Origin of the sequence: Haloarcula sp. CBA1131 (assembly GCF_008728975.1) — an archaeon.
Lineage (GTDB): Archaea > Halobacteriota > Halobacteria > Halobacteriales > Haloarculaceae > Haloarcula > Haloarcula hispanica.
On record NZ_RPCY01000004.1, the window covers coordinates 563,527 to 581,959 of the forward strand.

An 18,433-nucleotide genomic window follows, 5' to 3' on the forward strand; every position below is an offset into this window, starting at 1 on the left:
GCCTCGACTGTCTACTCTGGGCGTTCTCAAGTCCGCGCTCGGGCGCATTCGTCGCGACCCTGTGCTCGCTGTCCCATTCGCCGTCGTTGGTGTGCTGGTTGCACTCGTCGACTGGCTTCGCCAGCACGATTCAATTCCAATGGCACCAACCGACGCGCTCAGTCAATCGGTCAGTGTCAACTACGCAGTGTTCCCGCAAGGGACTGCACGAACGGCCCGACACGTTGGTGCGTTGGTCGACCTCGAAACACGGTATCTCCTCTGGGCTGTGGGGCTCGAAGCCCTCGTTCCACTCGCAGTCGGGATCGCCGGTTGGGTGACGATTACACGAGTCCTCGATACCCACTCAGGTCCCCGTGCGTTGAGCAGGTATCTTATCGCGCTGGCTGCGGTCGTCTCCATCCCGCAGCTGTTGGGCGGTTTCTCGGTGGATATCACTGGTTTCCTGTTCGGACTGCTGCTGTTGGCGGTTGCTCTGTTCGTTCTGACCCGTCTGTTCCTGCTTCCGGCGTTGCTAGTCACCGGACGTGGCTTTGTGACGGCACTCAGGCAGAGCTATCATCGATCACAAGGTCAGGGCATGACCATCGGCGGCCTCATCATCGTCATTGGTCTCGCCTACTGGGGTCTCGCGACCGTGCCGGTCGCCGGCGGGTTTCTGAGTACTGCGGTAGTGGCACCGATCCACTCTGTGGCGATCGGAACCGTCTTTTCGACCGGCTCTCGTGGGACAGCGGCGATCCCGGCCAACCAGATCGAATCGAGGGATGCACGCCCGGGCGAGAGGCGGTAATACGTTTGTGAGCGGTCTCGCTGTTGTGGATCGTCACTAGCGCATCACTCAGGCACAGGTTGCGCTACCACTGGTTCCAGCTTCCTCGAAGGTCAAACTGTGTTCCTGACCAGTTCTGGGACACGTCCGTATTCTAGTGTAGACGTGCGTCCCGTTATCGGCGACTTTCTCGCCGAGGTACACTGTCACGTCCCCACGCGTCCACCCATCAATCGTGGTCGTCACCGTCTCGCCGGGAGCGACGGTGATCTGTTGCGTGGGGACCCCATCGTCAGCGAGTGTGACGTTTCGATCCCCATCCGGCCAGATCAACTGCGAGAGCGTCTTGAGCCTGTGTTCGCCATCTCTGGTCGTGACCTCGAAATTCAGGTACATCGCCTGCTCTCTGCTTTCGACAGTGTACGCTGACAGTTGATACGCTGTCGTGTCGTTGTTTTCCACAGTCAGTGTAGGTTTGAAGGGTCCAGAGACGGTATCATACTGGACATAACCAATCACAAGCGCCGATCCGAGGAGGAGCGCGATTGTTCGACGGGAGACCATCCGTAGGATCGTGTTCCAACAGGAAACAGAATATCATTCCGATTGTCTCATCCGAGTGTCACGGCCAGAGTTGATAAATCGAGATCGAATCAGTGATTCAGGTTGAGATTGCTGATGAGGGGCCAGAAGACTCATGCAGAAAACGGGACGTATTACCGCTGGGGAAGATACGGTCGTCGGACACAGTACTGGTAGTTGATTGTGCTGATGTACTGGCCTGTCTCCGCATTCGATGGGACAGTCGAACGGACAGATAACTTCCTACACCCAGTGCTGAACCAGGAACGCAGCCGATCATATCCGTTCTGCCTGCTCCCGTAATGTCGAAAAACTCACATGGATTTAATACACTTCAGTGACAATTACTCAGTATGGTTGCTCAATCGACACAGCGACAAGACTCGTTTTTTACACTCCCATCGCATCCAGTAGGGTACCTCGCAATCGTAGCTACGCTTACCACTGCTGGCATCCACTTACTGCTCGGTCCACAGGTCATGGGATTCAGTCAGACATTGGGGGCGCTGTTTATTCTGAATGGGCTTGGATTTCTTGGCGGGGTCCTCCTGTACAGTAGCCGGTACTGGCGACCCGAGCTGTACCTTGTCGCTGCGGGATACGCCATTGTCACCATTCTCGCACTGTTTGTGTTCCAGGGGTTCAGCTTTGACGCGTTCTATATGCAGGGGAACCTGAATCCGCTGGCCGTCGCAGCGAAGGTAGCTGAGGCCATCCTCGCCCTCTGTGCCATCTACTTGTACAGAACATCGGCTCCGTGAGAAGGCCATATTGACCGTCCATAGAAGAGGGACGCGTCAACGAGACACTGTTTTTCAAGGCAATCAAAGGATTTGTCAGTTAGTCCTAAATGATGGACCGGTTCAAGTCTGGGGTGACGTTCGTGGTCCTCGACCGAGTCATACTGTTGTCTCACCGATTCGGGGAGAGAGCACGCAGCAAATGAGCAGAACATCCATCAGCAGGTGCAGAGACAGGTGCCCCTTCTATTGGCTCTGGCGTTGGATGCGCTCCGTCAATCAGCTTTCTTGCTCTCAAAGTCATCGTCACCCCGAGAGTAACAACAAATAAGTGGCGCGACTGGTCCGGACAGGTATGGAGATCGTGGAACTCTCAGCAAACGAGCCTGCTGTCCGGCGCTTTATCGAGGAACTCTGGCTACCGTACTACCGCGAACTCGAAGGGACTGTCGATACGTTCTCACTCGCCGACGACGTCGACCTCGTCGCGGAGGAACTCCCGTTCCGCGTCGATCGACTCGATTCGGAGGAGTATCGAACGTGGATCGCCGTCGATGGATTCACCGACGAGACTCCACTCGCCGATGCTGACGGTGAGCTTGCCGGGTATATCGCGGCCGAAGTCGACGAAGCGCCGAGTGTCTTCGACCGCCCCGACCGACTGTTCATCTGTGACATCTACGTTGGCGAACCGTATCGTGGAACCGGACTGGCTGAGGACCTGTTCGACCGTCTCAGAGACTGGGCACGCGAAGCCGGATGTGAGGAGTTCAGTCTCGATCCGCACGTAGACAACGAGCGAGCCATCGCCTTCTACGAAAAGCTCGGATTCGAAAGGACGCAGTCTCACATGGTGGCTAGCGTCGACGACTGTGAGGAGAGATAGGAACTGATATTTGCCCGTTCGTTTGGAGGGAAATGGTGGGCTGCAATGGGCACCTTGCGTAGCGCCCACCACTTTGCTATGTCAGAGGCACGGCTGGGTTCTGGACCCGGGAAACCCAGTCAGATGACCAGCAGTCAGGGGAGCTCGAAGCGGGGACCAGAACCCACTCGGTTGTGACAGACGCCACATAAATAGCCTTTGTGGAACCACGGTAGCAAATACCACGCATCAACCCATTCACAATAGTGGCCAGCTCTACCACCCTACCGATGTTTCCAGTGGCGTACGCACTTGGACGTACACACTACCCCGTGGCTCCGCTGTGTACACCAGCAGAATGGTGGATAGGGGTGGGAGAAGCGGTCTGCAACGCACCATCCGAAGTCGTCTACTTCGACGACGGGCTCTACCCTGAAACAATCGATGGGATGGGTGAGTCCAATGGAATTGGACAGGGCACGGAACCCACTTGCTCCTGATACGAGTGGCCACGAAAACGCTTGTGTCACCCCCACGCTGTCTGTCGATTTTCCGATTACACAACTCACTCAACGATAAACTTCAATGAGACACGCTTGCACGACTCCGACGGTCCAAGCAGCAAAGGCTTGGGGAGATGATGTGCAGCTGGGGGGAGCGGCGTGCTACACACCATTGGAAGCCGTCATCTACGACAACGGGTTCTGGATCCGGGCCGATCGGTGAATCGGATACGATTCAGGGGGGAAGTGGAGTGGGGACCAGAACCCAACTATTCAGTACGTGCTTGGTATCAAAAATACTTGTGATTCAGAGTTACAGTCTATCCATCCGACAACTGCAGAGGCTCCACCGTCCCGCCACCAGAAGGTGGCTCGATGACTACCCCACCGAGCGTTGGCGAGATCGGTACTCGTCGCCTGTACTACCGTTCAAAATGCTCAAATCTGATTTTGATACTACGCTCGACCTAATACCCGACGACAGTAATTCGTGAACACAATGGTGACAGTCTCCGCATTCAAAGACGGATCCGCTGCCCTCCGAGAAAACCCGATCCTGTTCGTTGCCGGGCTCCTCATCGGGGCCGTAAGTCAACTCCAGTACGTGGATCATCTGATCGAATCACCACTACTGTCAGCGGGTGTCTCTCTCGTATGGCTCATTGTGTTCCCGTTCGTTCTCGGTGGCTTCATCGGCACCGCACAGACCGCAATCGAAGGAGTAGACGCGTCGTTCACCCAGTTTTTCATTGAAGGGCGAACACATTATTTCCCACTTCTCCTCGCAACTGTGTTGTTCATACTTATCGTGCTCGGGACCGCTGTCGGACTCGGATTTATCGGGTTCATCCTCGGTATCGGATCGATGGCACTCGCCCCAATTAACGAGATGGCTGCCTTCGTCGCCGGCGTCGGATCTATACTCATCTGGCTGCTGTCCATCCTCGTTGTCATTATGTTCGTGCAGTTCTACGACACTGCGATTGTCATCGAGAACGAGAGTGTTACTGATGCGTTCCGAAAAAGTGTTGCACTCGTCCGCTCAAATCTCAGAAGCGTCGTTGGATTCTCGCTGGCGTGGAGTGTCCTGCTGAACGCCTTCTTCATCCCCGAATATCTCGTCCGGTTGACGCTGACGGACGCTGGACCGGCTGACGTATTACCGATTGAGATAGGGATTCCGATGACCGTCTTGCTCCCTCTCGGGATCGCTCTGTCTTCAGTCGGCTTCGCGTACTTTTATACGGTCTACACGGCCTATTACTTGCGATTGACTGCTGTCCCGGAATCAACATAAACACCGACCAACAATTACAACCGATAGTTTCGAACAGCAACCAGCCGGGTCAGATCCCGTGCTCCAGCCACAGCAGCTACTCACACACATGGCACGACTTCTTCCAACACAAACTGACGCCGCCGTCGAACGAAGTGATAACCCCGCTATCTTGAGTCTCGATGACGACACGACACGGGAGGTAATCGAAGCGTTGTCCTCCGAGACTGCGTACGAGATTTTCCAACTGCTCAACGAAACGCCAGCGACACCGGCACGGATCGCTGAGCAACTCGGCCAGAGCCTGCAGAACGTTCACTATCATTTGGAGAATCTCGAATCGGCCGGCGTAATCGAAGTGACTGACACCTGCTATTCGGAGAAAGGCCGTGAGATGAGTGTATACGTCGTATCAGAGGACCCGACACTCCTCTTTCTCGGCACTGAGGACGACCGCCCGAGTCTCAAACGTGCGTTCAAATCGTTCGCTTCGCTGCTTGGTCCCCCCTCGGTTTTACTCGCTATCGGCGAATCCGTCTCACAGTTCATCACTGCCGAATGAGCGAACACACCGACCCCCCAGTCCGAAGCGCTTCTACCAGTGACGACACAAGCGAGTGTGACGTGGCACCAACGATCAAGTCACGGGAAGATATCGATGGCTGTGGTTGTCTCGAATGCCGAAACATCGAGACGACGACCACCAATCGGACCGTCCTTGATGCATTGGTCTGGTCCGTTCGCCTGTTTCGCTCCTACCCCTCGATCATCGCCTTCGCGGGTGTGACTATCTTGGCCAACCGACTTCTCGAGACGGACATCATCAACGGGCTCCCGATGCCTGTAATCGGCGTATTCGATGCTCTCACGGCGTTTGTGTTCATAATCTTGATTCGAGCTTATGTGGGAACAATTGTCGCCGGAGAACTGACTGATAACTCTGTAACGATACGCGAAGGAGTCCATCGGAGTATCACCCGGACACCGGCGTTGATTGGCGTAACACTGCTTATCGTTTTTTCTGTAATGACGGTTCCGTTCTTTCTGTTTCTGCCACTACTCCTCCTTGCTGGCGCTATTCCGGGAAACCCCGCAGATATAGTTGGCTTTCCCGTCGTTGCGGCGGTGGGTGGGCTCGTTTTTGCCGTGCCGTTTCTCGGCTTGCTGTTCAAGTTCTGGTTCGCACCGGAGGCCTGCGTTATCGGCCAATATGGCCCTCTCAAATCACTTCGGATTAGCTGGCAGATTACGACGAACTACCGTCGGAAGTTCGTGCTCATCGCAGTGATCGCTATCGGGAGTGTAAGCAACCTCTATCTACCCGAGATAGGGACGGGCGTCGCTTCGGTGACGCCTGTTTTGCGTGTGTTCTCTACAAGCGTTGGAGACCTACTTTCAATCGTGTGGGCGAGCGCGTACGCCCACCTCTACATCCAAGAGATTGTATCGTAAACGCAGTCCCCCAGACAGAAACAGGAGGAAGAGTTAAAGAGACCGGACAGCACAGCGACTTCATTTGTTTTAGATAGGTTCCGCTGAATCGACTTCCCAGCGTGTGTTGGCGTGATTACTCGATTTCTAACTGACCACTTCCGCCGCCCTCCTCGCCATCATTTTCGTCCCATTCGAGTTCGAACTCGACACTTAGCTCCGTCATATTGTCTGCCGGCCCTTCACGTTCGGCTTTGACCTCGAAGGTCGGTCGGGCAGGGGGATCCAGCGTTACGGACTCGGAGCCTGCTTTCAGGTTGATAGCGTTTCCGCTGTCGAGATTATCCGCGACTTTCCGGAGGTACGATGCGATCTCTTCTCGGCTCTGATCACTTTCTGACTTGAACAGGACTTCTTCGGGCATACAGGAATCGATACACAGCCTGCACCAATAAAGCCGCCTGCCGTGTGGGTGCGACGTGATTACGTTCCGTCGACTGCCCGATACCGCCGGTACACTGAGTGGGACACGTTTCGAAGAACGTCTCGTCTATTCCCAGCGATATGCAATCGTCTCAGCGTTGAAGTGTGCTGTTTCCGATCTTCAACTGATGACGGAACTAACGTTCCACGGACTTAATATCGGGCAAGTCGAACCGAACGACGACCTCGTCGACCGGATCGTCGAGACAGCGGCTGCAGAGTATCCCCTGACAGACGGTGACATCGTCGTCGTCACCGCGAAGGTCGTCTCGTTCGCCGAGAACCGACTCGTTGAAGCCGACGAGGTCGAAGTCACTGACCGCGACCACCGGGTGGCAGACATCACCGGCATCGATCCGCGAGAAGTGGCCGTCATCTACGACGAAAGCGAGGTCATCGGTGCGATCCCGATCGCAGAGGTCGGCGAAGACGTGCTGTTGGAACATGCCGTAGACCCCGAAGCGGCACAGGAGGCACTTGCTGAGGTCCCAGCGATGCTCGTGACCGAGCGGAACGGTCGACTCTGTACGAACGCGGGTGTCGATTGGTCAAACAGTCCGGACGGGATGATGACGCTACTACCTGAAGATCCAGACGAGAGTGCCCGTCGCCTCCGCGAGGGAATCGAGGCACAGACTGGCGCAGATGTGGCTGTCGTCTTGGCCGACTCGGAAATTGCCGGCCCGGGTTCGATGGATCTGGCGATCGGGTGCTCAGGGATCGAGGCGATCGATAACAACTTCGGACAGACGGACCTGTATGGAGAGCCGAAGGTCGGCGGTGTCGACCTCGTCGCAGACGAACTCACCGCCGGGTCGGCGTTGCTGTTCGGACAGGCGGACGAACAGATCCCCGTTACGGTCGTCCGGGGACTGGAGTACGAAGACGGAGAGGGCGTGCCGAATTCGGGCGGTGTCGTCCGCCGCGGACTCCGCAAGAGCGTCCAGCTAACGGCTCGCCTGAAGGCCCGCGAGTGGTTCTGATAACGACGTTATAATCTAGAGTCGGGATACTGGAGAGGTCATCGAACTCTCGGTACACATTGACGATGATGTGCCTGTGCTGACAGTCACTCGGCCGCGCGATCCATCGGGTCTTCGAGTTCACCGGTGATTGCCTCGAAGGCGTCTGTCGCGGTGAGGAGACCAACGACATCGTCGTCTGCAACCACGAGGGCGAGTTCCTGACTTTCGTCCTGACACCGGTCGATGAAGTCACTGATAGTCGTCTCAGCAGCGACAGTTAGCGGCGAGGTTGCCAGTTCTTCGAGTGTGGTCGTCCCCGAATCCAGCGCTTCGTAGTTGTGCAGCACCGTCGGCGCGTAGACAACACCCACGAACGAGTCCAGTGAGCCTTCGATCAACGGAAAGCGGACGTATGGCATTCCGTCGATCCGGTCCATGTTCGTCTCGAAGTCGTCAGTCGTCGAGAGCGCGACGATGTCACTGCGGTCAACCATGATCTCACTGACCGTCGTCGCGCCGATGTCGAGAGCGTTGATAACTTCAGTCCGTCGCTCTTCAGGGATATCGAGTCGGCTGAGCGACTCGCCCATTTCGCTACGCAGTTCGGCCCGAGTAGTTGCGAGATCGCTTTCGGCCTCCGATTCGGTCCACGAACGGGAGATCTCAACGCCGAAGAGGCCCAGCAACGTTTTCGCCACCCAGTCCGCCGAGATGATTACCGGATACATGAGCTTTGTCCAGGCGTACAGCGGGCCCGAACCGTACCTGGCGACGAACTTGGCACGCTCGATCCCCAGATACGTCGGTGCCTGCTCGCCGACAATAACGTGCATGAGATTGACAACGACCAACGCGAGGAGGACAGACAGTGTCGTGTGTCCGCCGCCGGTGACGCCAACTGCACCCAGTAGCGGTCCCAGGACTGCTGTGACGGCCGGTTCAGCGACCACTCCCAGGCCGACACTGCAGATGGTGATCCCCACCTGACAGCCTGTGAGAAATATCTCCAACCGCTTGGTCATGTTCCAGGCGCGTTCAAGTCCACGTCCATTACCGAGAAACTCCGCCTCCTCGAACTGCCTGACGCGGGTCATCGCGAACTCGGTCGTGACGAAAAAGCTGTTTCCCAGAAGGAGGGCGACACCACCGAACAGACGGAGCCACGTTACCAGCGAGATAGCCATCAAATCCTGGTTTCTCCGGGCATTATCTAAATCTATTGTTGACACGCCGGAGTCGGACGCTCTATGTAGATTTAGGACCTCACAAAGCCGGTTAGTTGAGACGTCTGCTTGCTGCGAATGTGCCTAGCAAACAGCAGCAAGCAGACAGTGAAATTCACGAGTACCAACTCCTTAACTTCCTCGACAACCGGCTTGACGAGGAAGTTTCTCTCGGTCTTGCGAACGTTTCTATGACACGCTGGTGTCTTAACCAATAGCGACCGCAATACTTCCCGACTGTTGGTTAACGCTACTTTTGTGTCTCCCCGGTCGGGTGAGGGATTTCCTTCATGGACCCGACTGAAACAGTTCCAGACTACGAGCGCTTCGAGCGCGAACAGATCGCACAGGACCGCGACCGGCAGCGTCCCGATACTGTCGAGATCGACGAGCCACGAGGCTGTGAGGTGGTCACCAGTCTACTCAATGAGGGTGTGGTTGAGCCAATTCCTGAACAAAACGTCTTTCAGCACGTTCCATCCGGGCAGTGTTTTGACTCCGACATGGCGCTGGTGTACTTTCATAAGGGCTGGGAGGCTGCCACCGAGGAGTAGCGGATTTGCGTCTGTTAGACTCTTAAGTCAATAGAATGAGCTACCAGACTATCTATTTGCGTTAACTACTCTCGGAAAGAATTAATTGTCACAAATACACATATGGTACACGTAAAGGCACTGTCTAGTTGAGCGAGTTTGAGAAGCGAGGAGGTCTTAGTGAGTTTTGTCCATGAAGCTCGCAGACCTCCTCAGAGAAACGTTAGACGAGGACAGTCAAGACGTTTGGGAGAACGAGCGCACCCCGACACCAGTCCGGCGGTTTGGGGTGCGTCTCCACACGGCGGGGCTGTCGATCAGGGAGACAGTCGCAATTTTAGACTTGCTGGGTGTCGATCGCTCTCACGGAGCGGTCTGGAACTGGGTTCACACGCTATCGGAAGCACAGAGCGACCCGCCGACGGCGGAGCCGTCGCGGGTAGCGGTCGACGAGAAACAAATCGAGGTTGACGGCGAAAAGAAGTGGCTGTACGCCGCCGTCGACGTTGATTCGAAGCTGTTGCTAGAGGTCGACGTGTTCAGCCGCCGCGGGACCGACCCCGCGGCGGCGTTCCTGCACCGACTCACTCAGAAACACGATGTCGCCGATACAGAGTTTCTCGCCGATGCTGGCGGCTATCTGACTGCCCTCTCACGCCACGATTTGAGCGGTCGGCTCAACTACCGAAGCCGGAACCACATCGAAAAGTGGTTCCAGACTGTGACCATGCGAATCGACCGCTTTCATTTCTTCTGGAGGGGCAGTCAATCCAGCGCGAAACAGTGGCTACGACGCTTCAGACACCACTACAACCACGAACGACCCAACCAAGCACTTGACGGACGAACGCCAACTGAGGTCATCCAAAACTAGACAGTGCCTAGAACTTGAGATCCCGAAAACGTGACTTCCCCCTCTCCCCAGTAGTTGAGATTGGCCATCTCAATGCATATGGCTCGTCTCTTGTTAGGCTATGATCTAGAGCTGGTCGATTGGCTTGTTAATAATCTCGAAGACTTCGCTTGCACGGTAGAACCGATTACGCTCTTTTCCAGTGAGTTCTTCGAGTATCCCGTCATCTTCGAGTTGTCCAATCAGTCGGTTGGCTGTGCTGTATTCGACATCCAACCGGTCGGCTGCTGTGTTCACGTCCAAGTACGGATCTTCGAAGAGTCGCATGACCAGTTCGAGGATATTCTCAGACCGCTCGCTCTGGTAGCGCTGTTGATAGTCCTCTCGGAGGTCGACCAGTAGGTTCGCTCGCTGGTGAGCTTCATCTGCCTGTGACTGCACACCACGTAGAAAGAACAGCAACCATTCTTCCCACTCACCCCGCTGACTGACTGCCAGTAGGTGATCGACGTAGTCCGAACGTCGTGCATTGAAATACGAACTCAGGTAGAGATACGGCTCGGGCAAAAGACCGTCACGTTGTAGGAGGAGACTGATCAATAGCCGCCCGAGTCGTCCGTTCCCATCGAGAAACGGATGAATCGTCTCGAATTGGTAGTGAATCAATCCGATTCGGAGGAGTGGATGTAAATTCGTCTCTTGGTTCGCATACTCGAGCAAGTCTTCGAGAAGGTCAGGGATTTCGTTCGGTGGTGGCGGCACGTACCTGGCGTCTTGGATGTATGGCGTACTGCCGATGAAATTCTGGGTTGTACGAAGTTCACCTGGGTCAGCCTCATCCCCACGGACACCCGAAAGCAACCGGTTGTGCATTTCGCACAGCAATTCGACGGTAATTGGATCGCCAGCTGTGATCGCATCCAATCTGTGCGTCAGGGCGTGTAGATAGTTCACGACTTCCTGGGTGCCCTGCTGTCTGTCTTCGTCGATAAGAGCTTCCTGTCCGGCCTCATAGGCGTAGATATCCGAGAGGGTAGCATGTGTTCCTTCGATTTGCGAGGATTCCAGGGCTTCTTTTCGAATGAACGGTTCGATCAGGATCTCTCTTGAGCCAACACGTGGGCCGATACCGTGGAGTCGTCCAAGTGCCTGTGTCGCCTCGGCCAGCGGTGTAATGAGCTGTTCAGTGTCAGTTGAGGGGGGAAGCGGGTCAGGCCGGAACGCCGAATACGTCCCTTTCGGCGTTGTCGTGGGAATGATTTCGTCAGGGGCCGTCTCGTCGAAGTCATCTCGCTCCATCAGTGGTATTTCTACAGATATGCTGGCCACTATTGGTATTTACGGGACCAAATCAAAATAGTATGGCTGTTGATTGCACCGTCACCACTACTCGGGATTTCTGGAGACAGATTTGATATACAGCTTTCGCCCCCTATCTTGCAGGTGAAACAACTGCTCAGTAAGGTGCTTAGTTATCAACAGATGACCCCGGCTCGGAGGTGGTTCTCTCACGTACTGCTTGGGTCTTTCCCCTGTTATAGAGTCAGAATAGGACGAGTAGCGTCAGAGGGAACAATACAATAGCGATGATGGCAAGAGGCGGGAAGAGGAGGAATAGAGCAAATGTTTTCCACGAAACGAGGGTGTCACGGGGCATAACTGAACTTCCGGTCAAGGCAATATCTGTCTTGTGGACTTCAAAAAAGTGAGTTTACGTACCTTCCCTGTACTGAGCAGTAAGCGGATTCTTGAGCCTGCCGTGGCCAGCATCTCGTAGTGGTTGCGAGTTGCGACTCTCAACGCAGTGTCTTTCGACGAATCGCACAGCAGTCATACGCTGAGTGGCCAGCATATGATTCGACTTCACTCTACGACCGGAGTTCTCTCGCCGGCCTGAAAGAAGACATCTGGACCGTTGCGTCCACATGGTTCGACCACCAGGCTCACCACTCCGTCGACGAGTTCGTATCTCACTACCCAGTAGCGTACGTCGAGTTTGGGCCACATGTCCGGTATTCTGGAGCTATTCAGTACGAGATGGCTCAACTGTTCCGATTATTTCTACTCAAAGAACTTCACGGCTGGGCCCACGAGACGGCACTCCTCACGTACCTCACTCACCATCCTGAACTCCATGAACAACTAGACATAGAGACGGTCCCAGACCAGTCGACGCTATGGCGAAGCTGGCACGAACGATTCACTACAGAGCTTCGCGAGACAATTGAGGCAGCTGCGCGGACAATTCTAATCAAAGCTCAGAACGCGGGCGTTGCTGTTCCGCGCGAGCCAGAACGTAGCTTTCCATCGCACGATGACGAAGCGAACAAATCAGACCCAGACGATCAAACCGTTCTTGACGAAGCAGCATCGATTACGGACCACATCAGCCACGTCGTTTTCCCAGCATTCTCACTGAATCGCGGTGATGGCTGTGAAATCCACGAGAACGCGTACTGGGACTTACAAACGTATCTCGGACTTCGGGAACGGTTGGCTGCTAACGAGGGGGCTCGCAGTTTTGTTCACGAGTCGACCCGTGACCGGACACCGCTGGGTCACGCCCATCGCGAGCACATTCGTGATCTCTCGATTGAACAGATTCGGGAGATGTACCGACGAGCCGTAAATCGATTACTCGATGAAGTTGCAGAGACAGAGGAGTTCTTTCGAGCTGGGATTGTTGCTATCGATATTACGGAAGCCGACCCGTTCACAGGCGACAGAACCGGGCACGAAGACGAGATTATTGGGACCAAGGAGAAGACCGATGAGTACGCCTATCAGTGGGCTACGGTCCAGTTAGTCGGCAATGCCGTCCCAATCGTGTTAGACGCACGTCCGGTTCGGAAAGGCGAGACTCGCAAGGAGATTGTCGAGGACCTGCTCAACTCTGCCGAGGAGTTGGTTCACATCGATAACGTATTGATGGATCGTGAGTTCGATAGCCAGCATATTCTAGAGATGCTCAGCCAACGTGGGCTCTCCTACGTCGTCCCGAAGCGGATGCAGACCAGTGAGAAAGCCCAGGCCAAGCGATTGCTCCAGCGGGGTCAAGACCGATACGAGACTGATCGGAAACTCCATCTTGGGAAGAACGAGTGGCACGAGACGACGCTGATCTACCGTCGGCAAGAAGACTCTGAGCACGACGATCACCGGCAATACTCGGTATTCATGACAAACACCAGCAGCGCCTATCTTACCGAGTATGGGTATCGCTGGGAGATTGAAAGCGGTTATAAATCGATCAAGCGCTTCATGGCCGCCACGACATCGAAGGATTTTGGCCTCCGATTCTTCTACTTCGCATTCGCGTGTCTGTTGTACTCGATTTGGCGAGCAGTCGATTTACTGGTACAGGTCGAATTGACTGGTGAATACGAGCATTCGCCGATCGTAACAGCCGACAATACGCTGACGCTGTTGAAGAAGGAAACGGGAATCGGATAGTGAGGGGCTCTCTCCGTGTTAGCGCCGCGTCTGAGTGGCAACGCTGTCGGAAGTCGTCTAAATTCGCGAAAATGAGTGGCAGTGCAACAAGATCAGGTGTTTGGAGAGCAGTCTGTGCCAGTTCCCGATCACTGAACCAGCCGAAACCACGCATCATAGCCCCGCTAAACCCCCTGTAGTCTCAACTTCCAGACTGAGGCCAGAAGTTGAGACTGGCCGTCTCAATGCATACGAAATTAGATCCAGGGGAACCGTGGCTGGACATCCGTCTTTAGCTAAGAGACAAACCACGTGACAGCGACGGCTTATCGGGGCTACTTTTCGAGAGGAATGAGGAGGCGACGAGTGTGCACAACGACACCTCCTCACCGAGAATCATGCGTCGGCTCACTACGCTTTTTCCATCTGAGTTCCTCGAAGAGCACGCCGAGGAACTCGGCGTGGTCGAACGGGATGGCAAACTGCAGATTCCTGTCCTCGTGTGGGCGCTCGTGTTCGGCTTCGCCGCAGGCGAGAGCCGAACACTCGCTGGGTTCAGACGCTACTATAACGCCACAGCTGACGAACCGATCTCTTCTGGCGGTTTCTATCACCGGTTGACACCGACGTTGGCAGAGTATCTCCGCGACCTCGTCGAGTCCGTGCTCGACGAGGTCGCTGTTCCAGACGCTGTTGACGCTGATATCGACCGATTCAGGGACGTGATGATCGCTGATGGAACGGTGTTGCGGTTGCACGAGTTCCTCTCTGATGAGTTCCAAGCCCGTCACGAGGAGCAGGCTGGAGCGAAGCTCCACCTGCTCCACAACGCCACCGACCAGACGATTGAACGGATCGATGTGACTGATGAGAAAACGCACGACAGCGCGCTGTTCAAGACAGGATCGTGGCTGCAAGGACGACTGGTTCTGTTTGATCGAGCGTACTTCAAGTACCGCCGCTTTGCGTTGATTGATGAGAATGACGGCTACTTTGTGAGTCGGCTGAAGCAGAACGCAAATCCGGTGATAACGACGGAATTACGGGAATGGCGCGGCCGCGCCATTCCCTTGGAGGGCAAGCAGATTCACGACGTGGTCGATGATCTCTCGCGGAAGTATATCGTCGTAGAAGTCGAGGCAGAGTTCAAACGTGGGCCGTACAACGGCACACGGTCGCTGGACACGAAGCGGTTTCGCGTCGTCGGCGTCCGCAACGAGGACGCCGACGACTACCATCTCTACATCACGAATCTGCCGCGAGAGGAGTTTCTCCCGGCGGATCTAGCGACGCTGTATCGGTGTCGATGGGAGGTAGAAACGTTGTTCCGTGAGTTGAAAACGCAGTACGAACTGGACGAATTCGACACGAACAACCCTGATGTCGTGAAAATTCTACTATACGCTGCGTTGCTGTCACTGCTGGTGAGCCGGGAGTTGTTGGATCTGGTCACCGAGCAGGCCGACGATGAGATCGTGTTTCCGCCGGAACGCTGGGCGGCGACCTTCTGGTCGCACGCCCAGCTCATCCTCCACGAACTCAGTGAGTACCTCGGCTACTCGCCACCGCCGTTGCTGGAGCGGCTGATCGAGGATGCTCAGAAAATCCACCAACAACGACCGATCTTACAAGAGACGCTCGCTACCGCTACACAACCGAGGTGTGAGTCTTAGCTAAAGACGAATGCCGTGGCTGGATTAATTGTTCATTCTGGATGCGTATTTCTCACGCCTGAACGCGCTTGATGAAATCACAATTTGATTTATTTACTCTCAAACCATGGCTCCTCGGTGAAGAAGAAGCGGTCGCCCGGTGGCGCGAGAAGTTCGACATCTACATCCGCAATGTTGAGGACCCTAGAGCAATCGATGATGTTGGGCAGGAGGGGCCGACCAGTTCGCGAACGCCGACGCACCGATCGATTGAGCACACCACCGCTTCCGCTGTTCCCTATCCTGTTTTCCTGATAGGTTCCGTGAAGTCTGGCTGTCGTCTGAAGTTGCGTTCGAGCGCCGTTTGCCTTCACTTCTCCTACACCCTTCTTTTTGGACAAAATCGGAGGGGTGTGGCATATCTGGACATTTTATAAACCAGCCGGCTAATTCAAGGTCAAGATATTAACAGTCGTTATATAGTTACAATTCTGTAATTGCTGATCTAGAGACGTTGCCATCTGGGCCAACTCGAAGTGAAATAGATACATAGTCAGCAATAGTCTGATTATACACTGTCTGATTATTCGCAGATATTATAATATCGCAAGATTCGCCATCAACCTCCCGTGTGATCGTGATTGAGTCACCCGATTGAAGTTTGTAGTCCCTCTCACGACATGCTGCTTCTACTACAACTGTACCCGAAAAGTCTGCGTCTACAACCACGTCTACAAGCTTCGTTCCCCTGCAAAACTGTGGGTAACAATCTCCCGTTGAAGAGGTAGATTCAGTGGTTGTACTGTTTGGGGTAGATTCAGTGGTTGTACTGTTCGGGGTATTTTGATTGTTCGAATCGTTAGAACATCCAGATAAGAATATTACGGATAACGAAGATGTGATTATTTTTCGGCGCTTCATAATTGCTTTGTCTCTCCAAAAATGTAAAAACTTTGTGTATACTAGTCTGATCAGAAGAAAATTGGTATTAATAGTTGTTATAGTACACTAACTAGGATACTTATGGCTTTACTAAGACAAGCTTATTTACTAAATACCAAAATAATTTGCAGAAGTATATTGGAAAACGATCGGTATTTTCCTTTATAAAGTCAGAAGGAATACACTAGTATTCAGTAATCCAAACGTGTAGCGAATTAAATTTTTTCCTACATGTGATTTTGATGTAACCTCTATTTTCTTTACCTGCTAACTTGAGATACATGGAATCCGAATTTCCATCATCATCTGATGCCTCAACAAAGTATCTTCCTCGCTTCAAAGGGATATTCGTTTCTTCGGCTTTCCAAGATTTATCACTGCTAGGATCCTGACCGGAGGTTAACTGCTCCTCCACGCTATATTCGGTATTGCCAGAGCCATCCTCACCACGACTAAATTCTAAAGTAAGGGTTGTGGTATCTGCACTGTGATTCTTAAGTATAATATCGTTCTCGGTTTTCGGAGTCTCAGACTCAGCTTCAAGCTCTTTACGTCCCTGACTACCGTTATCGGAACTGGGGGCTGCATTAACTGCCCCTGCAAATCCCGTGACTGAGAGAATAGCCCCACTTCGAAGTGCTTCCCGACGAGAAATCGGGTTTTTCATGATGGAACCCCCGTGTGCTCCATTAGATCATCTGCACAATCGGAATAAAACATAAAGTCGTGTGAGCCCTGATATTGAGTTGGTGTACTACCACATTTGTACTCACCATCTTGATACTGATCGGCCAATGGAGTTGCGAAGTTCTCGGATTCACCAGATGGTTCTTGGAGATAGCCTAAGTTGTGTTCATTGCTATAGTCGATCAATGCGTGGCCTAATTCATGAAGTACCGGCTCTGTTGAAGTCCTATTGGATAGACACTTCCCCGCTAAAGCAGTTGTTGGGTAGAACTGCGAACCAATCGCCGACTCTGGCACAGTTTTTTATTTATCCGATAGCTTCTTCCGAGTATGAACGACCAACTCAAGTGGGGGATTGGGACTCTCATTCTTGGCGCAGTCGGTCTTGCTCTTCTCGGAATTACTGGTGCATTTCAGAACCCACTTGGGCCAGAGATACAAAATAGACCAGTTAATTTGGTTGCAATTGGTGGTAGCCTCCTTCTCGTTATCTCAGGGGTAGCAACAGTCGTACAATCTCGACGGCCTGATTAGTGTGCCAGCTCTGTAGAATGTTCAGAGTGTCTTGTCGAGGTTGTGGGTGAGACAGCCAATAGCGAGTTCCCGGAACTGCTTCCACCAGCGTCGTGAGCGGACGAATGTGCCGTATTTCCGTTTGAGACGAGAGTTCACCGTCTCGTTCTGACTACGTTGCCCGTAGAGGTCAGCGTCAAGCCGGGAGTTCCACGCCTTGTGGAGCGGCGAAAATTCTCGATGCTTGATGAGCGGACGAACATCATCTTCACGAGCTAATGTACGAATCTTCTGGTCATCGTACCCCTTGTCACCGAGGAGAATCGCTACTTCGTCGGTATTCCGCTTGATGAGCGACGGCGCGATCTTCGAGTCGTGTTTTCGTGTCGTCGTTACGTGTACGTCGAGAATCGCGTTCGACCTCGTGTCTACGAGAAGCGTGACTTTCAACTGCTGAATCGTCAGCTTTGCTCGCTTCGTATAGTGTTTCGAGGCGTGACTCCGGTCGAACCCCGAGGCATCAATCCCGACGACACCGTTGGTCGGAAGGAGTGCGACTGAGAGGTTGAGCAGGACGCGCCAAACCGCCATATCGAGGCGATTGAACGCCTTACACAACGTCGAGGGGGATGGGAGTTCCTCAAGATCGATAGCGCTTCGAATCCGAGGCATCTCGATTAATTCGTCAAGGAGCGTTCGATACGTTGTATTCTTCCGAACCTTGAGACAGAGGAGGACGATGTGTTGATGAAGTGTGTACCGCCGTTTCGAGAATTTCGAAGAGTACCGAGCGACAGCTCGCTGAGCCAAGTGATACGCCTGCTCAACAAACCGGAGCAACTGCGACTTTGGGAGGGCCTGCATTCGATCAAACTACTGCTCAATCCTGTAATTCTCTAAGGATTTCAACAGAGCCTCCTTACTCAAAATCTGGTGTGTGTGTCTGAGCCTGAGTTTTTGTTGCTGACAGTTCAAACCGAT

18 protein-coding genes and 1 pseudogene are annotated in these 18,433 nt (G+C 53.9%); 12 read left to right on the top strand and 7 right to left on the bottom strand.

Annotation, left to right across the window (positions count from 1 at the left end; all coding sequences use genetic code 11):
• Positions 1 to 61 precede the first annotated feature (61 nt).
• Entirely contained in the window at positions 62 to 793 is a 732-nt protein-coding gene (locus Har1131_RS20315; RefSeq protein WP_014030820.1) for a hypothetical protein, read from the top strand.
• A gap of 48 nt (positions 794 to 841) precedes the next feature.
• Here Har1131_RS20315 and Har1131_RS20320 read toward each other — a convergent pair whose 3' ends face one another.
• Positions 842 to 1,336 carry a hypothetical protein gene (locus Har1131_RS20320; RefSeq protein WP_064287138.1) on the bottom strand — a complete coding sequence of 165 codons (495 nt, stop codon included), beginning with the start codon at positions 1,334 to 1,336 and terminating at the stop codon, positions 842 to 844.
• Between the two features lie 371 nt (positions 1,337 to 1,707).
• On the opposite strand from Har1131_RS20320, the gene Har1131_RS20325 reads away from it, so the two are divergent.
• From Har1131_RS20325 to Har1131_RS20345, 5 genes are all read left to right on the top strand, one after another.
• Positions 1,708 to 2,115, top strand: coding sequence for a hypothetical protein (locus tag Har1131_RS20325; protein ID WP_050036592.1), 408 nt, complete (start codon positions 1,708 to 1,710; stop codon positions 2,113 to 2,115).
• A 334-nt stretch (positions 2,116 to 2,449) separates the two neighbouring features.
• Positions 2,450 to 2,980, top strand: coding sequence for a GNAT family N-acetyltransferase (locus Har1131_RS20330; protein ID WP_129754840.1), 531 nt, complete (start codon positions 2,450 to 2,452; stop codon positions 2,978 to 2,980).
• Positions 2,981 to 3,961: 981 nt separating this feature from the next.
• Complete coding sequence (locus Har1131_RS20335) at positions 3,962 to 4,759, top strand: hypothetical protein (RefSeq protein WP_050036593.1); 798 nt, start codon at positions 3,962 to 3,964, stop codon at positions 4,757 to 4,759.
• A gap of 88 nt (positions 4,760 to 4,847) precedes the next feature.
• Positions 4,848 to 5,300: a helix-turn-helix domain-containing protein gene (locus Har1131_RS20340; RefSeq protein ID WP_014030815.1), complete on the top strand. Its 453-nt coding sequence runs from the start codon at positions 4,848 to 4,850 to the stop codon at positions 5,298 to 5,300.
• A complete protein-coding gene (locus Har1131_RS20345; RefSeq protein WP_079980786.1) occupies positions 5,297 to 6,190 on the top strand; it encodes a hypothetical protein in 894 nt (297 codons plus the stop codon). The genes Har1131_RS20340 and Har1131_RS20345 overlap by 4 nt, the downstream gene beginning before the upstream one ends.
• Positions 6,191 to 6,305: 115 nt before the next feature.
• Here the strand turns inward: Har1131_RS20345 and Har1131_RS20350 are convergent, their stop codons facing one another.
• The gene (locus Har1131_RS20350; RefSeq protein WP_008308543.1) at positions 6,306 to 6,593 is read right to left on the bottom strand and encodes an amphi-Trp domain-containing protein; all 288 of its coding nucleotides are present in this window, start codon (positions 6,591 to 6,593) and stop codon (positions 6,306 to 6,308) included.
• A 187-nt stretch (positions 6,594 to 6,780) separates the two neighbouring features.
• On the opposite strand from Har1131_RS20350, the gene Har1131_RS20355 reads away from it, so the two are divergent.
• Positions 6,781 to 7,635: a coenzyme F420-0:L-glutamate ligase gene (locus tag Har1131_RS20355; RefSeq protein ID WP_225308212.1), complete on the top strand. Its 855-nt coding sequence runs from the start codon at positions 6,781 to 6,783 to the stop codon at positions 7,633 to 7,635.
• A gap of 86 nt (positions 7,636 to 7,721) precedes the next feature.
• On the opposite strand, the gene Har1131_RS20360 is transcribed toward Har1131_RS20355, so the two are convergent.
• On the bottom strand, positions 7,722 to 8,801 hold the full coding sequence (locus Har1131_RS20360) for a CNNM domain-containing protein (RefSeq protein ID WP_050007337.1): 1,080 nt from the start codon (positions 8,799 to 8,801) through the stop codon (positions 7,722 to 7,724).
• A gap of 329 nt (positions 8,802 to 9,130) precedes the next feature.
• Here Har1131_RS20360 and Har1131_RS20365 point away from each other — a divergent pair, with 329 nt between their 5' ends.
• Both Har1131_RS20365 and Har1131_RS20370 read left to right on the top strand, forming a co-directional pair.
• Positions 9,131 to 9,394, top strand: a complete 264-nt coding sequence (locus Har1131_RS20365; RefSeq protein WP_014030810.1) for a hypothetical protein — start codon at positions 9,131 to 9,133, stop codon at positions 9,392 to 9,394.
• A gap of 172 nt (positions 9,395 to 9,566) precedes the next feature.
• On the top strand, positions 9,567 to 10,247 hold the full coding sequence (locus Har1131_RS20370; protein ID WP_014030809.1) for an IS6 family transposase: 681 nt from the start codon (positions 9,567 to 9,569) through the stop codon (positions 10,245 to 10,247).
• Between the two features lie 105 nt (positions 10,248 to 10,352).
• Here Har1131_RS20370 and Har1131_RS20375 read toward each other — a convergent pair whose 3' ends face one another.
• Entirely contained in the window at positions 10,353 to 11,525 is a 1,173-nt protein-coding gene (locus Har1131_RS20375) for a Fic family protein (RefSeq protein WP_064287134.1), read from the bottom strand.
• Positions 11,526 to 11,694: 169 nt separating this feature from the next.
• Positions 11,695 to 11,883, bottom strand: a pseudogene (locus tag Har1131_RS22855) (hypothetical protein).
• Positions 11,884 to 12,002: 119 nt separating this feature from the next.
• Here Har1131_RS22855 and Har1131_RS20380 point away from each other — a divergent pair.
• The gene (locus Har1131_RS20380; protein ID WP_151148362.1) at positions 12,003 to 13,679 is read left to right on the top strand and encodes a transposase; all 1,677 of its coding nucleotides are present in this window, start codon (positions 12,003 to 12,005) and stop codon (positions 13,677 to 13,679) included.
• Between the two features lie 377 nt (positions 13,680 to 14,056).
• The gene (locus Har1131_RS20385; RefSeq protein WP_151148364.1) at positions 14,057 to 15,331 is read left to right on the top strand and encodes an IS4 family transposase; all 1,275 of its coding nucleotides are present in this window, start codon (positions 14,057 to 14,059) and stop codon (positions 15,329 to 15,331) included.
• A 1,105-nt stretch (positions 15,332 to 16,436) separates the two neighbouring features.
• Here Har1131_RS20385 and Har1131_RS20395 read toward each other — a convergent pair.
• A complete protein-coding gene (locus Har1131_RS20395; protein WP_151148366.1) occupies positions 16,437 to 16,919 on the bottom strand; it encodes a hypothetical protein in 483 nt (160 codons plus the stop codon).
• 350 nt (positions 16,920 to 17,269) lie between these two features.
• Between Har1131_RS20395 and Har1131_RS20400 the strand changes: the two genes are divergently transcribed.
• Positions 17,270 to 17,473: a hypothetical protein gene (locus Har1131_RS20400; RefSeq protein ID WP_151148368.1), complete on the top strand. Its 204-nt coding sequence runs from the start codon at positions 17,270 to 17,272 to the stop codon at positions 17,471 to 17,473.
• Positions 17,474 to 17,494: 21 nt separating this feature from the next.
• On the opposite strand, the gene Har1131_RS20405 is transcribed toward Har1131_RS20400, so the two are convergent.
• Positions 17,495 to 18,316, bottom strand: coding sequence for an IS5 family transposase (locus Har1131_RS20405; RefSeq protein WP_151148370.1), 822 nt, complete (start codon positions 18,314 to 18,316; stop codon positions 17,495 to 17,497).
• Positions 18,317 to 18,433: the final 117 nt, after the last annotated feature.